The sequence below is a fragment of the Streptomyces sp. NPDC001920 genome, assembly GCF_053594495.1.
In genome coordinates, this window is sequence record NZ_JBSFEP010000009.1 from 270,523 (window position 1) to 288,707 (window position 18,185).

General features: G+C 71.1%; 20 protein-coding genes and 1 pseudogene. 9 read left to right on the forward strand and 12 right to left on the reverse strand.

All coding sequences use genetic code 11. The features are described 5' to 3' along the window. Window positions 1-173 precede the first annotated feature (173 nt). A complete protein-coding gene (locus tag ACWCPI_RS17725; protein ID WP_451038980.1) occupies window positions 174-581 on the forward strand; it encodes a CoA-binding protein in 408 nt (135 codons plus the stop codon). A gap of 83 nt (window positions 582-664) precedes the next feature. Beyond that, window positions 665-1,885 carry a 4-hydroxybenzoate 3-monooxygenase gene (locus ACWCPI_RS17730; RefSeq protein ID WP_451038981.1) on the forward strand — a complete coding sequence of 407 codons (1,221 nt, stop codon included), beginning with the start codon at window positions 665-667 and terminating at the stop codon, window positions 1,883-1,885. A gap of 38 nt (window positions 1,886-1,923) precedes the next feature. On the opposite strand, the gene ACWCPI_RS17735 is transcribed toward ACWCPI_RS17730, so the two are convergent. Further along, window positions 1,924-2,283: an ArsR/SmtB family transcription factor gene (locus ACWCPI_RS17735; RefSeq protein WP_451038982.1), complete on the reverse strand. Its 360-nt coding sequence runs from the start codon at window positions 2,281-2,283 to the stop codon at window positions 1,924-1,926. A 68-nt stretch (window positions 2,284-2,351) separates the two neighbouring features. Here ACWCPI_RS17735 and ACWCPI_RS17740 point away from each other — a divergent pair, with 68 nt between their 5' ends. Further along, window positions 2,352-3,575 (forward strand): cation diffusion facilitator family transporter, encoded by a 1,224-nt coding sequence (locus tag ACWCPI_RS17740; RefSeq protein ID WP_451038983.1) that lies wholly within the window; start codon window positions 2,352-2,354, stop codon window positions 3,573-3,575. Between the two features lie 4 nt (window positions 3,576-3,579). On the opposite strand, the gene ACWCPI_RS17745 is transcribed toward ACWCPI_RS17740, so the two are convergent. From ACWCPI_RS17745 to ACWCPI_RS17755, 3 genes are all read right to left on the reverse strand, one after another. Then, window positions 3,580-4,140 (reverse strand): YbaK/EbsC family protein, encoded by a 561-nt coding sequence (locus ACWCPI_RS17745; protein ID WP_451038984.1) that lies wholly within the window; start codon window positions 4,138-4,140, stop codon window positions 3,580-3,582. A gap of 43 nt (window positions 4,141-4,183) precedes the next feature. Beyond that, on the reverse strand, window positions 4,184-4,756 hold the full coding sequence (locus ACWCPI_RS17750) for a helix-turn-helix domain-containing protein (RefSeq protein WP_451038985.1): 573 nt from the start codon (window positions 4,754-4,756) through the stop codon (window positions 4,184-4,186). A 157-nt stretch (window positions 4,757-4,913) separates the two neighbouring features. Continuing rightward, window positions 4,914-5,711 (reverse strand): DapH/DapD/GlmU-related protein, encoded by a 798-nt coding sequence (locus ACWCPI_RS17755; RefSeq protein WP_451038986.1) that lies wholly within the window; start codon window positions 5,709-5,711, stop codon window positions 4,914-4,916. Between the two features lie 109 nt (window positions 5,712-5,820). On the opposite strand from ACWCPI_RS17755, the gene ACWCPI_RS17760 reads away from it, so the two are divergent. Beyond that, window positions 5,821-6,351, forward strand: a complete 531-nt coding sequence (locus ACWCPI_RS17760; RefSeq protein ID WP_451038987.1) for a gamma carbonic anhydrase family protein — start codon at window positions 5,821-5,823, stop codon at window positions 6,349-6,351. A 90-nt stretch (window positions 6,352-6,441) separates the two neighbouring features. Here the strand turns inward: ACWCPI_RS17760 and ACWCPI_RS17765 are convergent, their stop codons facing one another. From ACWCPI_RS17765 to ACWCPI_RS17790, 6 genes are all read right to left on the reverse strand, one after another. Beyond that, window positions 6,442-7,086: a DedA family protein gene (locus tag ACWCPI_RS17765; protein WP_451038988.1), complete on the reverse strand. Its 645-nt coding sequence runs from the start codon at window positions 7,084-7,086 to the stop codon at window positions 6,442-6,444. Between the two features lie 125 nt (window positions 7,087-7,211). Further along, window positions 7,212-8,906, reverse strand: a complete 1,695-nt coding sequence (locus ACWCPI_RS17770) for an RICIN domain-containing protein (protein ID WP_451039059.1) — start codon at window positions 8,904-8,906, stop codon at window positions 7,212-7,214. A gap of 566 nt (window positions 8,907-9,472) precedes the next feature. Further along, the gene (locus ACWCPI_RS17775) at window positions 9,473-9,910 is read right to left on the reverse strand and encodes a DUF4442 domain-containing protein (protein ID WP_388797178.1); all 438 of its coding nucleotides are present in this window, start codon (window positions 9,908-9,910) and stop codon (window positions 9,473-9,475) included. 118 nt (window positions 9,911-10,028) lie between these two features. Then, a complete protein-coding gene (locus ACWCPI_RS17780; RefSeq protein WP_451038989.1) occupies window positions 10,029-10,874 on the reverse strand; it encodes a spermidine synthase in 846 nt (281 codons plus the stop codon). 96 nt (window positions 10,875-10,970) lie between these two features. Then, window positions 10,971-12,140 carry an elongation factor Tu gene (gene tuf, locus ACWCPI_RS17785; protein WP_451038990.1) on the reverse strand — a complete coding sequence of 390 codons (1,170 nt, stop codon included), beginning with the start codon at window positions 12,138-12,140 and terminating at the stop codon, window positions 10,971-10,973. A gap of 259 nt (window positions 12,141-12,399) precedes the next feature. Next, window positions 12,400-13,122 carry a DNA alkylation repair protein gene (locus tag ACWCPI_RS17790; RefSeq protein WP_451038991.1) on the reverse strand — a complete coding sequence of 241 codons (723 nt, stop codon included), beginning with the start codon at window positions 13,120-13,122 and terminating at the stop codon, window positions 12,400-12,402. Window positions 13,123-13,171: 49 nt separating this feature from the next. Between ACWCPI_RS17790 and ACWCPI_RS17795 the strand changes: the two genes are divergently transcribed. After that, the gene (locus ACWCPI_RS17795) at window positions 13,172-13,951 is read left to right on the forward strand and encodes a TVP38/TMEM64 family protein (protein ID WP_451038992.1); all 780 of its coding nucleotides are present in this window, start codon (window positions 13,172-13,174) and stop codon (window positions 13,949-13,951) included. A 52-nt stretch (window positions 13,952-14,003) separates the two neighbouring features. On the opposite strand, the gene ACWCPI_RS17800 is transcribed toward ACWCPI_RS17795, so the two are convergent. Beyond that, window positions 14,004-15,173 (reverse strand): thiolase family protein, encoded by a 1,170-nt coding sequence (locus tag ACWCPI_RS17800; RefSeq protein ID WP_451038993.1) that lies wholly within the window; start codon window positions 15,171-15,173, stop codon window positions 14,004-14,006. Window positions 15,174-15,361: 188 nt separating this feature from the next. Between ACWCPI_RS17800 and ACWCPI_RS17805 the strand changes: the two genes are divergently transcribed. After that, entirely contained in the window at window positions 15,362-15,832 is a 471-nt protein-coding gene (locus ACWCPI_RS17805) for a winged helix-turn-helix transcriptional regulator (protein ID WP_451038994.1), read from the forward strand. A gap of 64 nt (window positions 15,833-15,896) precedes the next feature. Here ACWCPI_RS17805 and ACWCPI_RS17810 read toward each other — a convergent pair. Further along, a pseudogene (locus ACWCPI_RS17810) lies at window positions 15,897-16,036 on the reverse strand (oxidoreductase); the annotation flags it as partial. A gap of 334 nt (window positions 16,037-16,370) precedes the next feature. Here ACWCPI_RS17810 and ACWCPI_RS17815 point away from each other — a divergent pair. From ACWCPI_RS17815 to ACWCPI_RS17825, 3 genes are all read left to right on the forward strand, one after another. Continuing rightward, the gene (locus ACWCPI_RS17815) at window positions 16,371-17,246 is read left to right on the forward strand and encodes an undecaprenyl-diphosphate phosphatase (protein WP_451038995.1); all 876 of its coding nucleotides are present in this window, start codon (window positions 16,371-16,373) and stop codon (window positions 17,244-17,246) included. 141 nt (window positions 17,247-17,387) lie between these two features. Beyond that, complete coding sequence (locus tag ACWCPI_RS17820) at window positions 17,388-17,567, forward strand: hypothetical protein (RefSeq protein WP_388794044.1); 180 nt, start codon at window positions 17,388-17,390, stop codon at window positions 17,565-17,567. Window positions 17,568-17,597: 30 nt separating this feature from the next. Next, complete coding sequence (locus ACWCPI_RS17825; RefSeq protein WP_451038996.1) at window positions 17,598-18,182, forward strand: chloramphenicol phosphotransferase CPT family protein; 585 nt, start codon at window positions 17,598-17,600, stop codon at window positions 18,180-18,182. The last annotated feature ends 3 nt before the right edge of the window (window positions 18,183-18,185 follow it).

Consider the following 18,185-nt stretch of genomic DNA (forward strand, 5'->3'; position numbering starts at 1 on the left):
CCCGAACAGCAGTGCCGGCACGGTCCCTCGCGCACGCCGGGCGCGGCGGGAATCCTGGCGGGCCGTCGGCCGTTGTGCGTGATGCCGGGCGAGCGCGACGGCGGAGCAACAGCAGGGCGACGGCTGAGGACGACGGTTCGGCAGCGAACTCACGAGAGACAAGGAGGCCGGCGGTGTACGGCGACGACGCAGCGGTCCGCAAGATCCTCACCGACCTGGGCGACACCTGGGCCGTCGTGGGGCTGTCGTCGAACCAGCGGCGAGCGGCGTACGGCGTCGCGCAGGTGCTGCAGCGCTACGGCAAACGCATCGTCCCCGTCCATCCGAAGGCGGAGACGGTCCATGGCGAGCAGGGCTACGCCTCCTTGGCGGACATCCCCTTCGACGTGGACGTGGTCGACGTCTTCGTGAACAGCGACCTGGCCGGTCCGGTGGCCGACGAGGCGGTCGCCAAGGGAGCCGGGGCAGTCTGGTTCCAACTCGGCGTCATCGACGAAGCGGCGTACGACCGCACCCGCGCCGCGGGCCTGGAGATGGTCATGGACCGCTGTCCTGCCATCGAGATTCCGCGTTTGGGCTAGGAGGTCGGTCTTCCGGCGCACTCCCGTGCCTGGGCCGGTCCCGGGCCTGCCTTCGGCGCGTCGGACCACTCCATAATGCTCGGGTGACCTCCAACCCGTCCCACCCCGACTCCGGTGCCGTGCAACGATTCCCGGTCGTCATCGTCGGCGCCGGACCGGCCGGCCTCACCCTCGGCAACATCCTGCGGGCGGCGTCCGTCGACTGCCTGGTCCTGGAGACCGAGACCCGTGCGTTCATCGAGGAGCGGCCGCGGGCCGGGGTCATCGAGGAGTGGGCCGTACGGGGACTCCAGCGGCGCGGTCTCGCGGACAATCTCGTGGCGCGGGCGCAACGGCACAGCGAGTGCGAGTTCCGGTTCGCCGGGGAGTCCTACCGGTTCGAGTACGCCGAACTGACGGGGCTGCACCACTGGATCTATCCGCAGCCCCTGCTGGTGACGGACCTGGTGCGGGAGTACGCGGACGTGCGCGGCGGGGCCGTGCGCTTCGGCGTGCGGGACGTGGAACTTCACGACCTCGAAAGCGACCACCCCTCGGTGTCGTACACCTGCCCGCGGACGGGGCAACGGCAGCTCGTGCACTGCGACTTCGTCGCCGGCTGCGACGGGGCACGCGGGGTGACGCGAGCCGCGGTGCCCGTGGACCGCGCGCTCGTCTCTCGCAGCGACTACGGCATCGGGTGGCTGGCGCTGCTGGCCGAGGCACCGCCGTCGTCCGACTGCGTCCTGTTCGGCATGCATCCGAGCGGGTTCGCCGGTCACATGCCGCGCAGCGCGGAGGTGACCCGCTACTACCTGCAGTGCCCGCCCGGCGACGACCCGGAGAACTGGTCGCACGACCGCGTCTGGACCGAGCTGCAACACCGGCTCGGGGCGAACGGCGCGCCCCCGCTCACGGAGGGGCGGCTGATCGAGAAGCGCGTGCTGGACATGCACAACTACGTCGTCGAACCTATGGTGTTCGGCCGTCTCTTCCTGGCCGGCGACGCCGCCCACCTGACCGCCCCGATCGCCGCCAAGGGCATGAACCTCGCCCTGCACGACGCCTTCGTGCTCGGCGACGCGCTCGTCGCGTACCTCACCGACGGCGACGGCTCCGCACTGGACGGCTACTCGGCGGCCTGCCTGGGCCGTGTGTGGGACTACCAGGAGTTCTCGATGTGGCTGTCGGAGGTGTACCACGGCACCTCCTCCGGGGATCCGTACCGGGCGGGCACGACTCTGGCCCGGCTGCGCCGCATGTTCGGATCCCCGGCGGCGGCCAGGGCGTTCGCGGAGCAGTACCTGGGCGGCGCCGCCTTCTGACCCGTCCCGGCCGCCCGTCTCCGCGGTGGCGGCCTGCCTCAGTCGTGCGGCGGCCGGTCGCTGAGCCGGTGGTCCGCCACGTTCAGGGCTTCGTCGACGAGGCGGCGCAGATGGCCGTCGCGCAGGGAGTAGATCACCCGGCGGCCCTCCTTGCGGGTGTCCACCAGCCCTGCCAGACGCAGCCTGGCCAGGTGCTGGCTGACGGCGGGCCGGGCGGCGCCGCAGGTCTCGGTGAGCGTCGTGACGTCCGCCTCCCCTGCGGTCAGGGCGTGCAGCAGCGTCAGGCGGGTGCGGTCACCGAGCAGAGCCAGGAGTTCGGCGGCGAGTGCGAACTGTTCCTCGCCCGGGCTGCGCGGATGCGCATCTTGCGCAGGTGAGAGGTGCATGCGTGCGCTCATACGCACATAATGGCGTCGTGGGCGGCCACTCGTCCACTCTCCACCCGCACGGACCGGAAGGGGACGGCGTGAGCGAGCGGCACGACGAAGCGCACCGCCATGGGCACGGGCACACACGTGATCACGGGCAGGGGCAGGGGCAGCCCCACGGCCACAGCCACGGCCACCCGCACACAAGCGGACACGAGCACGGAGACGGCCACGGACAGGGCCACGGCCACGGCCACCGTCTCGGCGATCCCCATCCCCACCAGCACCCCCACCGGCATCCGCACCTCCACCCCCACCCCCACGGCCCCTCCCCCACCGGCCTCCGCCACCGACTCGCCCACCTCCTCAAACCCCACTCCCACGAGACGGCCGACAAGCTCGACTCCGCCCTTGAGGCCTCGGCTCGCGGCATGCGTGCGCTGTGGGTCTCCCTCGCCGTGCTCGGCGCGACGGCACTGGCCCAGGCGGTCGTCGTGGTCGCCTCCGGGTCGGTGGCGCTGCTCGGCGACACGGTGCACAACACCGCGGACGCGCTGACGGCCGTACCGCTGGGAATCGCCTTCCTGCTGGGCCGGCGCGCGGCGACGCGCCGCTTCACCTACGGCTACGGGCGAGCCGAGGACCTCGCGGGCATCGTCATCGTGCTGACGATCGCCGCGTCGGCGGCCTTCGCCGGGTGGACGGCGGTCGACCGCCTTCTCGACCCGCGGCCCGTGGAGCAGATCCCGGCCGTGGCGGTGGCCTCGCTCGTGGGGTTCGCGGGCAACGAGTGGGTGGCCCGCTACCGGATCCGGGTCGGCCGTGCGATCGGCTCGGCCGCGCTCGTCGCGGACGGCCTGCACGCCCGTACGGACGGATTCACTTCACTTGCCGTTCTGGTGAGCGCGGGCGGTGCCGCGCTGGGGTGGCAACTCGCGGACCCGATCGTGGGGTTGGCGATCACCGCAGCGATCACTCTGGTGCTGCGGGACGCGGCGCGGGAGGTGTTCCGGCGGGTGATGGACGCCGTGGATCCGGCCCTCGTGGACCGCGCCGAGGAGGCGCTGCGGGAGGTCGAGGGCGTGCGGGAGATCGGCGAGTTGCGGCTGCGCTGGATCGGGCACCGGTTGCGCGCCGAGGTGGCCATCGTCGTGGACGGCGAGGCGACGGTGCGCGAGGCGCACGCCATCGCGGTGGACGCCGAACACGCTTTGCTGCACGCCGTGCCCCGGCTCACCGCGGCGCTGGTCCACGCCGATCCGGCGCCGGTGCCGGGCGAGGCCGATCCGCACCTGACGCTCGCCCACCACACGGCGGCGTGAGACGTCAGACCGCGACGCCGAGCCCCTCCAGAACGACCGCCCCGGGCAACTCGGCGAACGCCTTGCCCGGCACGAGCAGCTTGCCGCGCCTGCGCCCGCTGCCGACCAGGACGTACGGCAGGTCGACGACGGCGGAGTCGACCAGCACGGGCCACCCGGCGGGCAGCCCGATCGGGGTGATGCCGCCGTACTCCATGCCCGTCTCGCCGGTCGCCGTGTCCATCGAGGCGAACGACGCCTTGCGGGCGCCCAGTTGCCGGCGCACGACACCGTTGACGTCGACGCGCGTGGTGGACAGCACGACGCACGCGGCCAGCGTCGTGCCGCCACCGCGCTTGCCCGCGACGACCACGCAGTTCGCGGACCGGTCGAGCAGGTCCTGTCCGTAGTGCTCCACGAACACGGCGGTGTCGGCCCACTGCGGATCGGTATCGACGTAGACGATCTGGTCGGCGGGGACGCTGCCCTGCCAGTGGCGAACGGCGTCGGCCACCGGAAGGGTGAGTTCGTCGAGGCAGCCGGGCGCGGGCAGGGGGTTGTCGAAGTGACCGATGGGTGCGTCCATGAGCGCACGCTAACAGCCCGGACCGGGCCGTGGACCGGCCGTCTCAGTGCACGAGCGGGACCGACACGGTCAAGGTCATCTCCATCGGGACGTCGCCCTGATTGGCGTAGGTGTGCGGGGCGTTGGCCTCGAAGGTGACGCTGGAACCGGCCGGGACGCGGTACGGCACGCCCTCGACGGTCAGGGTCAGTTCACCGGCCGTGACGTGCGCGATCTCGACCGTGCCGCCGGGGTGGGGGTCGGATCCACTGCCCTCGCCCGGCATCAGCTTCCACTCCCACATCTCCAGTGGGCCGGGCGCCTCGGTGCCCGCGAGGAGCCTGCTGTAGCTGCCCGCCTCGGTGTGCCACAGCCTGACCACCTGCTCGGGCGGGACGACGCGCACCTTCGGGCCCTGCTCGTAGTCGAGGAGGGTCGTGATGCTGACCCCGAGCGCGTCACCGATCTTGACCACGGTACCGAGGCTCGGGTTCGTTCGGGCCTGCTCGATCTGGATGAGCATGCCGCGACTGACCCCGGCACGGGCGGCCAGCGTGTCCAGGGTGAAGCCGCGCTCGGCACGCCAGCGCTTGACGTTCCGCGCCAGGGACTGGGTCAGCAGGTCGAGGTCCGACACATTCCATCCACGAGGTGAGGCCGATGTTCTGGAGCGCAGAGTTCAACTCACTGCACTACGGTGAGGTGCACCCGATCGTGCACGGAACTGTACTGCGAGGCGTCCCGGGACAGCACTCTCCGCCCTGGCCACCGTCAAAGCTCGGCGGCCGGCCCACTCAGGACTCGGCGGTCGGCCGGGCCAGACGGGCGTCCACGTCCTCGTCCAGCTCGGCCAGCTTCGCCGCCGTCTCCTCGTCCAGCCCGGCCAGGGCCTGGAGCTGCTCGGGAGTGACCCCGTCGGGGATCGGCACGGGGGCCGGCGTCCGCAGCGGCGGCTGCCAGCCGTCGTCGGGCGTCCAGCGCCGTACGACCCGCGCGGGCGCCCCCGCCACCACGGCGTGGTCGGGCACCGCGCCCCGGACCACCGCGCCGGCCGCGACCACGACGTTCCGACCGATCCGCGCGCCCGGCAGGATCACCGCCCCGGTGCCGATCCAGCACCCCGGGCCGATCTCGACGGGCTCCATCCGCGGCCACTGCTTGCCGATGGGCTCGTGCGGATCGTCGTAGGAGTGGTTGGTGGACGTGACGTAGACGTACGGGCCGAAGTAGCAGTCGCTGCCGATGGTGACCGTCGTGTCGGCGATGACATGGCTGCCGCGACCCAGCACGACACCGTCCCCTATCCGCAGGATCGGTTCCGGGCCGAGGTCGAGGTCGGGCATGAGACCGGCCGTGAGCGTCACCTGCTCGCCGACGATGCAGTGGGAGCCGAGGTGGATCCAGGGCTCTCCGAAGACCGTGCCGAGCGGGAAGGCGAGACGGGTCGCTTCGCCGAGCGAGCCGAAGCGGAAGCGGCCGGGTCGCTCGGCGGTCACCGATCCCGTGCGCTGCACCCAGGCCCAGCCCACGTGGACGGCGCGCTGCGCCAGTCGGCGTCGCCAGGATGAGAACGTGTTCTTGCGCTTCGGCACGGGCTCACCGTACTGACCCTTCGGCGCCGCCATGAGGTGCTGGGCCTGTGATCTTCGCCCTACCGGGTGGCGGTAGCGTTCCTGTGTACCGCGGACGACGGGAGACGTGATGACGCACCAGGCGCTGATCAAGGGCATCGGCGGCAGAGAGCCGAAGATCGACGGGGAGGCGTTCGTGGCGCCGACGTCCTCGGTGATCGGGGACGTGACCCTGGAGGCGGGCGCCAGCGTCTGGTACGGCGCGGTGGTGCGCGGTGACGTCGAGCGGATCTCGGTCGGGGCCCGGTCGAACATCCAGGACAACTGCACGTTGCACGCCGACCCCGGGTTCCCCGTGACCATCGGTGAACGGGTGTCGGTCGGTCACAACGCCGTCGTGCACGGGGCGACCGTCGGGGACGACTGCCTCATCGGGATGGGGGCGACCGTGCTGAACGGCGCGGTGATCGGCGCGGGTTCCCTGGTGGCCGCCCAGGCGCTGGTGCCCCAGGGGATGCAGGTCCCGCCCGGGTCGCTCGTGGCCGGGGTGCCGGCGAAGGTCAAGCGTGAGCTGACGGAGGAGGAGCGTCAGGGCGTGACGCTCAACGGGACCATGTACGCGGAGCTGGCGAAGGCGCACCAGGACGCGCACCGGGCTTGAGGACGCGCACCGGGCCTGAAGGCCGTGCCTGGTCCGGGGACGCGTGGCTGGTCCCGGTCGCGCGGCTCCCCGCGCCGGAAGCGGCTCGTCTCAGTCCGCGGCGCCCACCGGCTCCGGTTCCGGCTGTGCGGGCTGCGCCTTCTTGGCCTTGCGCTTGATGATCAGCATCGAGGTCACGCCGATCAGTACCGCCGCCACCAGGCCCAGCCACGAGAAGCGCTTCAGCCAGGACTCGGCGACCACTCCCACGTAGTAGATGACGGCGGTCGTGCCGCCCGCCCAGAGGATGCCGCCGAAGACGTTGGCGATCAGGAACTTCCAGTACGGCATCCGCAGGACGCCCGCGAGGGGGCCCGCGAAGATGCGCAGGAGGGCGACGAACCGGCCGAAGAAGACCGCCCACATGCCCCACTTCTGGAACGACCGCTCGGCGGTGGCGATGTGGCCCTCACTGAAGTGCTTGGGGAATTTCGCACCCAGCCACGCCAACAGGGGGCGACCGCCCCTGCGGCCGATGGCGTAGCCGATGGAATCGCCGATGATCGCGCCGGCGGTCGCGCAGGCACCGAGCACGAAGGGGTCGATGTCACCGTGCTGGGAGGCGAGCAGCGCCGAGGAGACCAGGATGATCTCGCCGGGCAGCGGAATGCCCAGGCTCTCCAGTCCGATGACGACGCCGACCAGCAGATAGATGGCGAGCGGGGGCACCGTTTCGAGCCATTCCTGGACGTGCAACGCCGCTTCCTCCCATGTCCTGAACCTGCGGGGTTCCCGGCGCACACCCGGCTGTGAGCGTGCGCGCCGGGGCAGCCTACCCGTTCACAGTGACGCTCTTTGCGTCCCGCAGGTTGCACCAGGACTCACGGGCCACGCTTGTGATGCCGTGCCCCGAAGACGTCGTCCGGCACGTATCGCTTCTCGTACTGCGGCTTCGACTCCTCCGCCGATCGATCCGGCTCGTCCTGCGGTGACACGTCCCGGGCCGGCTCGGTGGCGACCGGGCGCGGCGCCACTCCCGTCGGCTCTCCGCCCGCGCCCTCCTTCTCCCTCCCGCCCGGCTGGTCCTCCTCTTCCTTCTCGCCCTGTTCCTTCTCTCCTCCTGCCGGCTCCCCCTCCGCCTTCTCGCCGCGCTCCGCTCGCTCCTGCTCCTCCGCCTCGTAGGCCTTCTTCCCGGGTTTCGTCCCGGCCCCGTCCGCGCGTGCGCCGTCGAGCAGCCATCCCTGTCCCTCGGACCCGTCGCGTTCGGCGAGCACCAGGCGCTCGTCCTCGCCTTTCGCGACCGCCAGCCCCGCGGACCGACGCGGCATCAGCTCCCCGTGGACGGTGAGGTCGTAGCGGACCTCACCGGCGTGCGCGAGGCAGTCGGCCAGGGCGACCGTTCTCGTGGCGGGGTCCGAGCCGAGGCAGAGGGCGGGGGCGGCGGCACTGCGCAACAGGCCGTCCTGCTGGTACGACCACTGCTGGGACGCGGCGGACGAACACGTGGCCAGCTCGGCCCGGGTGCCGGGGCTGACCTCACCGTCGCGCAGGTCCAGACACAGGCCGCGGTCGAGGTTGCGGAGCCTGCCCTGGGCGATCTCGACGGACCTCTCGGCCGCGGCGGCCGACGGCGACCCGCCGGACGAGGGCGGGGAGAGGGTGCCGGGACGGACGGTGTGGCCGCTGGGCGCGCCCCAGGTGGCCGTGGCGTCGGGAACGCCTGCCTCCTCGGACCAGCTCCGGGCCGTGAGCACGGTCACGAGCAGGACGAGGGAGGTCAGACCCACCCCCACGGCGACGGCCTTCGCCCGGCCGCGCGGCGGGGGGAGCGTCGGACGGTGGCGGCCGCCGCGGCGCGGGCGGGTGGAGGCGTCCGGCCCGTGGCCGCCTCGCCCGGGACGTGAGTCCAGATAGCGCCGGGTACCCCAGCCGAGCACGGTTTCGGCGATGAGCACTTCGAGACCGCCCTCGAAATGGCTGAGTTGCTCGGCGGCGTGCCGGCAGTAGCGACACCCCTCCAGATGCTGTTGCACATCGGGCAACAGGGCACCGCCCCGGCGAATGGGTACATCGAGGAGACGGTTGTAGTAACGGCATTCACGGGTGGGAGCGAGTTCCCGGTGGGCGCGGACACAACCCGCCCGGAATTGCTCACGCACTTCGTCCAGAGCCGCCGACGCGGTACCCGCGTCCACCCCCAGCAGACCAGCGGGTATGGTTATCGGCTCCGCCTCCACCTCCGTGTGCCACAGAAGGCATTGAGAGGCGCCCGGAAGCGCCCGGAAAGCGCGTTCGGCGATCTGCCGCCTTTCCGGCGTCGTGGAGCGCGCGGCGCGCAACCCACGACCGCCGGTCGGTTTGCCGAGTTCCGGCAGAAGGGCGGAGATGTCCGCGTCGGCGGCCCACTCCTTCACCAGGTCGCGTACGGCGGCGAGGAGCTGAGGGCGCAGCGCGCCGCCGGACGGTCGGCCGAGCACCCGGTGGAACGCCGCCGCGGCCACCACGGCCGCGGAACTCTCCTCGGTCACAAGGCAGATGGCGGCGTACTCATGCGTCGCACGCCAGTGCCGGGCCATCAGCAGCGCGACGGCACGGCCGTGCGCGCCGGTGGCACCCAGGCTCGCGAGGAGGTCCCGGTCGGATCCCCCGGGACTCACTCCGGGCCGTGGCGGGTACGGCGGTCGTGGGGGGTAGGGGGATTGCACTGAACCATTTCCTTCCCAGCCGTAGGACGGCATGGGGGATGCACGTCCATCGGAAAGCAGGTGCCTGATTGGTGCATACCTAGGCCGCGTCACCTGGAGACCGGCCATCGGGCCGCTCACTTTCGCACAAGCAACGGACAGGAAACAAGAAGTTCGAGTGGCCCACATTCAAAACGCGGGAAATTCAGAAAGAGTTACCGCCGGTATCCGTACCCGTATTCGAAATCAACAGGACGTCGGCTCAAGTTGTGTGAGAGTAAAGATCAGAGACACACGGAATCTTCAATTCCGCACGGCGGTGCGACCAGCGTGCGAACGGCTCGGTGTAGGGCCGGGGATCACGACATGGCTCCAATTCGCTCCAGGGGGCGTACGCCCGTCTCACACACGCCGCAGGGGCCCCGTTCAGGGCCCCTGCACACTATCGGTCCGCTCGCTCAGCCGTTCGGCCGCAGAGTCCAGATCACCGTCATCTCGCCGGTCACGGCCCCGTCGCCGCGCCGGATCTCGATGGCCACGGGGAACTCGGGGCGCTCCCCCGCCTCCAGTTGCGCGACGACCTCGGCGGCAGGGCGGCCCAGCGTCGCGGTAGCGGTGACGGGACCCATGGCGAGCTTCTTGTAGGCGATCTCGGCCCGCACGGCGAGCGGCACGGCACGGGAGAGCTGGTCGCCGAACGCGGCCAGCACGATCGCCCCGCTGGCGGACTCGCCCAGCGTGAACATCGCCCCGGCGTGCGGCCCGCCCACGTGGTTGTGGTACTCGCCCTGGTCCGGCAGGGCCACCACGGCCTTCTCCGGTGTGGTCTCGAGGAACTCCAGGTTCAGGGTCCGGGCCATGGGCACCGTGGCGGCGAGCATCTCGCCGATCGACATCTGGTCTGCGCTCATGCCGGTCATGTTACCCATGAGTAGGTTCCGGGGGACAGGTGATGTGACGAGCGTCGTACTCGGCGACGTACCCAAGACCCGGCCCGGGCCGATCCGGCCCCGCTCAGCCGATGCCGAAAGCCCCGTCGGGAGGTTCGGGTGACGGTACGGCGTCCTCGTCCCGCACCGGTCGCGCGTCGCCGATGAAATCCGCCAGGGCCGGTCCGTGTTCGACGCGGGCCGGGAAGGCGTCGGACGCCGCGCGCCGGGCCAGGGCGGTGGTGTCGAGGGGCCGGTGCGCAGCGACGAGGACCGCGTTGCCGAACCGCCGCCCGCGCAGCACGCCCGGCTCGGCGATCAGCACCAGTTCCTCGAACAGCGTGGCCAGGGTGGCGAGCTGGGAGCGCAGGAAGGCGAAGGGCGCGGCATCGGCGAGATTGGCCAGGTAGACACCGTCGGCGCGCAGCACCCGCTCGGCGTGCCGGGCGTACACCGTGGACGTCAGATGCGCCGGCACGCGTGACCCGCCGAAGACATCGGCGACGAGCACGTCGGCCGAGTCGTCCGGCGCCGCCTCCAGCCAGGCCCGCGCGTCCCCGGCATGCAGCCTGATGCCGTCCGCGTCCGGAACCGGCAGATGCTCCACGACCATCTCCAGCAGCCCACGGTCGGCCTCGACGACGTCCTGCCGTGAGCCGGGCCGGGTGACCGCCAGGTACCGGGGCAGGGTGAGTGCCCCGCCCCCGAGATGCAGCGCGTCCAGCGGCCGGCCGGCCTCCGCGACGGTGTCGAGGACGTGCCCGAGCCGGCGTGCGTACTCGAACTCCAGGTGCGCCGGGTCGTCGAGATCGACGTAGGACTGGGGTGCCCCGTCGACGGTGAGCAGCCAGGCCCGCTTCCGGTCGACGTCGGGCATCAGCTTGGCGGTGCCGTGGTCGACGGCGCGGGTGACGGGTACCGACTCGTTCACCGTCTCATTGTGCCCGGCGCCGACCGGCCCGAAGGAGCGCGGGGACCACGCGACCGGCCACCACGGCCGCGCGGCCCCCACGAACCGGGACAGCCCTCACTCGACGGCTGTCACGGTCCCCGCCCCGACGGTCCTGCCGCCCTCGCGGACGGCGAATCCGAGCCCCGGCTCCAGCGGGACGTCCCGCCCCAGCTCAACGGTCATCGTGACCGTCTCCCCGGGCCGCGCGACCCCCACCTCACCGAGGTCGATGTCCCCGACCACGTCCGCGGTACGGATGTAGAACTGCGGCCGGTACCCGGTGGCGACCGCCGTCGTACGCCCGCCCTCGCGAGCGGACAGCACGTACACCTGCGCGGAGAACCGACGCTTGGGCTTCACACTGCCCGGCGCGGCCACCACGTGCCCCCGCCGGACGGCGTCCCGCGGAACCCCGCGCAGCAGCAACGCCACGTTGTCCCCGGCCTGCGCCTCCTCCATCGGCTTGCCGAAGGTCTCCAGGCCGGTGACCACGGTCTCCAGCTCGGCCCCGAGCACATCGACCCGGTCACCCACGCGCACGGTGCCCCGCTCGACGGCCCCGGTCACCACGGTCCCCCGGCCCGTGATGGTCAGCACGTTCTCGACCGGCAACAGGAACGGGGCGTCCAGATACCGCTCCGGCATCGGAACGTAGGTGTCCACCGCGTCGAGCAGCGCCTCGATCGACGCCGTCCACTGCGGGTCGCCCTCCAGGGCCTTCAGCCCCGAGACCCGTACGACGGGCGCGGCGTCGCCGCCGTAGCCGTGCTGGGTGAGCAGGTCGCGGACCTCCAGCTCCACGAGGTCGATGAGCTCCTCGTCACCCGCGTCGGCCTTGTTGAGGGCGACGACGATGTGGTCGACGCCCACCTGCCGGGCGAGCAGCACGTGTTCGGCCGTCTGCGGCATGATCCCGTCGAGCGCGGAGACGACGAGGATCGCCCCGTCCAGCTGCGCTGCGCCGGTGACCATGTTCTTGACGTAGTCGGCGTGGCCGGGCATGTCGACGTGCGCGTAGTGCCGGGTGTCGGTCTCGTACTCGACGTGCGCGATGTTGATGGTGATGCCGCGGGCGGCCTCCTCCGGCGCCCGGTCGATGCGGTCGAAGGGCACGAAGGTGCCGGACCCGCGCGCGGCGAGCACCTTGGTGATGGCGGCGGTCAACGTGGTCTTGCCGTGGTCGACATGACCCATGGTGCCGATGTTGAGATGCGGTTTGGTACGCGTGTACGCCGTCTTGGGCATGGCTGAACCTCGAAGTCTCGTCAGCGTTGGTGGGACCCCGGGTACTCGCCGACCCTCCCCCTGCGGGGTCCGCCGGACGATCCGGAGAGGGTCAGCTTCGGGCGCCGTCGACAGCGGCCGGGAAGACGGAGACGGCAGCCTTCGGAGCATCCGCGACCGCGGATGCTGCGAGGACGAAGGCGTACCGGAACATGACGTCGATCCTCGTCGAAGCCGTGCCCGACGTCGAATGGTTTTCCGGTGATGGGGAGTTCGCGGCCTACGCCCCGATGTTCTTCAGCGCCTCCCGCACCGACAGCGGCGCGAACCTTCCCCGTTCCCGGGCCATGAAGTCCCGTACGGCGTCCGGGTCGGTCTTGGCGTACTCGCGCAGGCACCACCCGATGGCCTTGCGGATGAAGAAGTCCGTGTGCGCGGACTGGCGCAGGCAGTACTCGAAGAGCCGCCGGGTGTCGGTGCGTTCCCTGTAGCGCAGTTGGTGGAGCAGGGCCGTGCGGGCGACCCACAGGTCGTCGTCGGCGATCCAGGCGTCCATGTCCGCCGTGAGCTTCGGATCGGCCGCGACCAGCCCGCCGACGACGTGCGCGGCGAGCGCGTCGACGGTGTCCCACCAGGAGACGGTGGTGACGAGGTGCCGGGTCACCGGCAGCAGGCCGGAGGAGCAGCGCCCCACGTGACGGCGCAGGTAGTCGACGGCGAAGTAGTGGTACTCGCGCTCGGGCAGCCGCCAGCAGCGCAGGGCGACGGCGGTGCAGTCGGCTTCGTCGGGGCGGGGTGTGCCCTCCAGGACGGTGCGGGACAGGGCACGGCGGGCGGGCGTGGGGATGCCGAGGAAAGAAGCCACGTCCTTGACGTACGCCTGGGCCGCCGCCGCCCGAACGGGGTCCGCGGCGGCCGCGTACGTGGCGGTGAGCCGCTCCAGGACGACGTCGGCCAGAGCACTGCGGGGAACCTCCGGGGTTCCCGCATCCGTGACGCTCATGAGACGAACCATACGGCGATCACACATCTTTGTCGGTTAGTGTCACCGGATGCTCGATGCCACCACCCGCTCTGGGGGCACCGCAACGGCTCCTCCCCGGGCCGCCGCCACGGAGCTCGCCGTCCCCGCGCCGCAGCCGGCACCCGCACGCCCGGGCTTCGCCGCGCGGTGCTCCAGAGTGCTGTCCTCGCCGTGGTCGCGGTTGTCCCTGCTGGTCGCCCTGCTGGCGGCGAGCGCGTCGAGCGTGCTGGTCTTCCAGCCGCAGAAGCTGCTCACGAACGGCTGGCCGCCCCAGGTCGAGGGCACGGCCGCGGTGGTGCTGTTCGCCGTGGCGTACGGGCTGGTCACGGTGGCGTTCGTGCCGCGTCCCCTGCTGAACCTGGCGGCGGGCGCGCTGTTCGGCTCCCAGTGGGGTCTCGGCGCGGCTCTCGCGGGGACGGTCCTGGGTGCCGGGGTCGCCTTCGGCCTGGGACGGCTGCTCGGCCAGGAGGCCCTGCGCCCGCTGTTGCGCGGCCGGGTGCTGAAGGCGGCGGACGGCCAGTTCAGCCGGCACGGTTTCCGTTCGATGCTGGCGGTGCGGCTGTTCCCGGGGGTGCCGTTCTGGGCCTCGAACTACGCCGCCTCCGTCTCCCGCATGGGCTACGTCCCGTTCCTGCTCGCGACGGGGCTCGGGTCGATCCCGAACACCGCCGCCTACGTCGTCGCGGGCGCCCGCGCCTCGACACCGACGTCCCCCGCCTTCCTGATCGCGCTGGCCTGTATCGCCGTACCGGCGCTGGCGGGCGTGGTGGTGGCCTGGCGCAAGCGCCACCACCTGCGGGACCGCTGAACGCTCCAGCCGCGACGGGGCACGCGAGCCGTTGCCCCGGCCGCGGCCTCGGTCACACCGTCTCCAGGATCATCGCGTTGGCGAGGCCGCCCGCCTCGCACATCGTCTGCAGGGCGTAGCGGGCGCCGCGCTCGCGCATCGCGTGGACGAGGGTCGTCGTCAGCCGGGTGCCGCTGGCGCCCAGCGGATGACCGAGGGCGATCGCGCCGCCGTGCACGTTGACCTTGGCGAGGTCGGCGCCGGTCTCCTGCTGCCAGGCGAGCACCACGCTGGAGAATGCCTCGTTCACCTCGAACAGGTCGATGTCGTCGAGACGCAGCCCTGCCCTGCGCAGCACCTTCTCGGTCGCGGGGACGACCCCGGTCAGCATCAGGAGCGGGTCGGATCCGGTGACGGCGAAGCTGTGGAGCCGGGCGAGGGGGCGCAGGCCGAGCCGGGCCGCCGTGTCGCCGTCCGTGATGAGCACGGCCGAGGCTCCGTCGTTGACGGGGCTGGCGTTTCCGGCGGTGACGTTCCACTCGATCTGGGGGAAGCGCTCGGCGAAGGCGGGGTCGTGGTAGGCGGGCTTGAGACCGGCCAGGACCTCGGTGGTGCTGCCGGGCCGGACGCACTCGTCGCGGGCGACACCGTCCAGCGGCGCGACCTCGGCGTCGAACAGGCCCTTGTCCCAGGCCGCGGCGGCCTTGCGGTGCGAGGAGACGGCGAACGCGTCCATCTGCTCGCGCGTGATCGACCATTTGGCCGCGATCAGCTCGGCGCTGATGCCCTGCGGGACCAGGCCCTCCGGGTAGCGTTCGGCGACGCCGGGGCCGAAGGGGTCCTTGCCGGGCGGCACGTTCGACCACATCGGCACCCGGCTCATCGACTCGACGCCGCAGGCGACGACCATGTCGTACGCGCCCGAGATGACGCCCTGGGCGGCGAAGTGCACGGCCTGCTGGGAGGAGCCGCACTGGCGGTCCACCGTGGTCGCCGGGACGGTTTCCGGGAAACCCGCCGACAGGGCGGCGTAGCGGGTGGTGTTCATGGCCTGTTCGCCGACCTGGTCGACGGTGCCACCGATGACGTCGTCGATCAGCGCCGGGTCGACGCCCGAGCGGTCGACGAGGGTGCGCAGGGTGTGGGCGAGGAGTTCGACGGGGTGGACGTGTGCGAGGGATCCGTTCGGCTTGCCCTTGCCCATCGGGGTGCGTACGGCTTCGACGATGACTGCGTCACGCATGGTGCCTGCCTCCTTGGCGGCCGGAGCGACGACCGGCACACGGGCCGGTGTGACGACCGGGGTGAACTACCGGTGAGTAGGAAATCCGAACTCACCTTAACCCGGCGAGTTGGAAAACCAAACCCATTGAGTTGGGAAATCGAACCCACCCGGGTTGGAAACTCGAACCCTCACCTAGACTGAGCGTCATGGCCGCCACGAAGAACCCGCGCCCCTGCTCCATCGCCGACGCCCTGGCCCTCGTCGGCGAGAAGTACTCCCTGCTCGTCCTGCGCGAGGTGTGTCTCGGCAACGGCCGCTTCGACCAGCTAGTCCGCAACATCGGCGCCCCGCGCGACATCCTGGCCACGCGACTGCGCCGCCTCGTCGACGCCGGCATCCTCACCAAGAGCACCTACAGCGAGCGCCCACAGCGGTTCGAGTACCGGCCCACGCAGGCGGGACTGGAGCTGGAGCCGGTCCTGATGACGCTCATGGAGTGGGGCGACCGCCATCTGCGCGAGGACGACGACCGCCCCATGGTGATCGAGCACAGCTGCGGCAACGAACTGGTCCCGGTCGTCACCTGCCGGGCATGCGGCGACCCGGTGCGCCACGAGGACCTCACGGCCCACCCCCAGGCTCCGGGATGGACGGTGGCGGGGCCGTCCGCCGCGTGAATCACACCCGCACGTCCGGGCACCTCAGGCCATGGACACCAGGGCCTCGACGAGCCCCCGGCGCTCACCAGGGGTGCGTGCGAAGGTACTCGGCGATCTCCGCCCGCGCCCACCCCCCGTCGGCCACGACGACCCGGTAGCGGGAGCCACGCCCGCGAAGGGCTCGTTGCGTACGAACCAGTGGGCGGGGTGGGTGCCGCGCTCGTCCCCCTCCGCGAGCCTGACGGACGCGGGCAGGTGGGAGTCGCGCGCGATGGCGCCGGTGCCGGTCACGGCGGCCCGTGGACGGACGACGCGCGAACGGGCTTCGGCGCCCCCAGAGCGCAGCAAGCGCTTTCTGCTCGCTGCAACGTAAGCGGAGGCCCCATAGCAGGTCAACACCGGTATGCCGACGACCGGCGGGCGCCCGCCGAACCCCCTGTGGCGGAGGCGTCACCACGGGGCGCTACGCTGCCCCTCGACACGCGCGATCACTGTGCCGCCGACGCGGTGTCCTCACCACTCCTTGTCACGATCAGCACTTGGACTCCGTAACTTCATGTCTTGGTTTGAATCGCTCATCCTCGGACTCGTTCAGGGGCTGACCGAGTTCCTCCCCGTGTCCTCCAGCGCGCATCTGCGGCTGACAGCGGCGTTCTCAGGTTGGGAGGACCCGGGCGCGGCCTTCACGGCGATCACCCAGATCGGTACGGAGACCGCGGTACTGATCTACTTCCGCAAGGACATCGGCCGGATCCTCTCGGCGTGGACGCGGTCGCTGACCGACAAGGAGATGCGGCGGGACCACGACGCCCAGATGGGCTGGCTGGTGATCGTCGGCTCCATCCCGATCGGTGTGCTCGGCCTGACACTCAAGGAGCAGATCGAGGGCCCTTTCCGCGATCTGCGCATCACGGCGACGATGCTGATCGTCGTCGGCATCATCATCGGCGTCGCCGACCGGTTGGCGGCCCGGGACGAGTCGGGCGGCCGGCACCGCGCCGCCAAGCAGCGCAAGGGCCTTGAGGAACTGAACGTGAAGGACGGCCTGATCTTCGGCCTGTGCCAGTCCGCGGCACTGATCCCCGGAGTCTCCCGTTCCGGGGCCACCATCAGCGGCGGCCTCTTCATGGGCTACACGCGTGAGGCCGCGGCCCGCTACTCCTTCCTCCTCGCGATCCCGGCCGTCCTCGCCTCCGGCCTGTTCGAGCTCAAGGACGCGATGGAGAGCGGCCACGTCTCGTGGGGTCCGACGATCTTCGCCACGGTGATCGCCTTCGCGTCCGGGTACGCGGTGATCGCATGGTTCATGAAGTTCATCTCGACGAAGAGCTTCATGCCGTTCGTCTGGTACCGCATCGCGCTCGGCATCGTCATCATCGTCCTGGTCACGATGGGGGTTCTCAGCCCGCACGCGGCCGAGTCGGCCCACTGACGGACGGGTCACCCCCGGCCGTTGGGCCACTGACCGACCGGTCAGCAGGAGGAGTCCTCGCGGAAGCCCGTGACCAATCACATACGTTCTGCGTAGCGGTCCGGTAGCGCAGGGTCAGTCCTTGCCCCTAGGCTTGTCCGCATGTCCCCCCATTCCTTAGGCCCTGGTTCCGTGCGCTCTGCTGCCGAGGTGAACGAGGAGATACGCGCCCTGTGGATGCGCGCGGGCGGCTCGCTGTCGGCCCAGGAGCGCGCGGAGTACGAACTGCTGGTGGTCGAGTGGGCCGCCGCCATCCGTGACGAGGTCATCGAAGCGGCCTGAACTGCGGACCCGGTGCGTAGGATCCACCTCGTGGATCATCTTGATCACGTCCCTGCCCGCCGCGGTCTCGTCATCTTCCTGAACGGCACATCCAGTTCGGGCAAGTCGAGCATCGCGGGCGAGTTGCTGCGAACCCTCGACGAGCCCTGCTTCCACATGCCCGTCGACGCCTTCCACGCGATGCGCTCCAGCAGCCCCGTCCCGCCGGACCAGCTCGCATCGGTCCTTCACCGCACCTGGCAGGGCTACCACCGGGCGGTCGCCGGTATGGCCGCCGCCGGCAACAATGTCGTCGTCGACCATGTGCTGAGCGCCGAGTGGCGGCTCAGGGACTGCCTGTCGCTCCTCGTCCCGCAGGACGTCGTCCTCGTCAAAGTGCACTGCGCCCGCAAGGAGCTGGAACGCCGGGAACGCATGCGGGGCGACCGGCCGCCCGGCCTCGCGGTGAGCCAGTTGGAGCAGGTGCACGCACACGGCGTGTACGACCTGGAGTGCGACACCGGTGACACCACACCGCGCGAATGCGCCCGCCGCATCAAGGACTTCCTGAGCGCCAGGACCAGACCCACCGCCTTTGAGCGTCTGCGGAACGCGATGGAGCGGCAGTCGCTCTGAGGT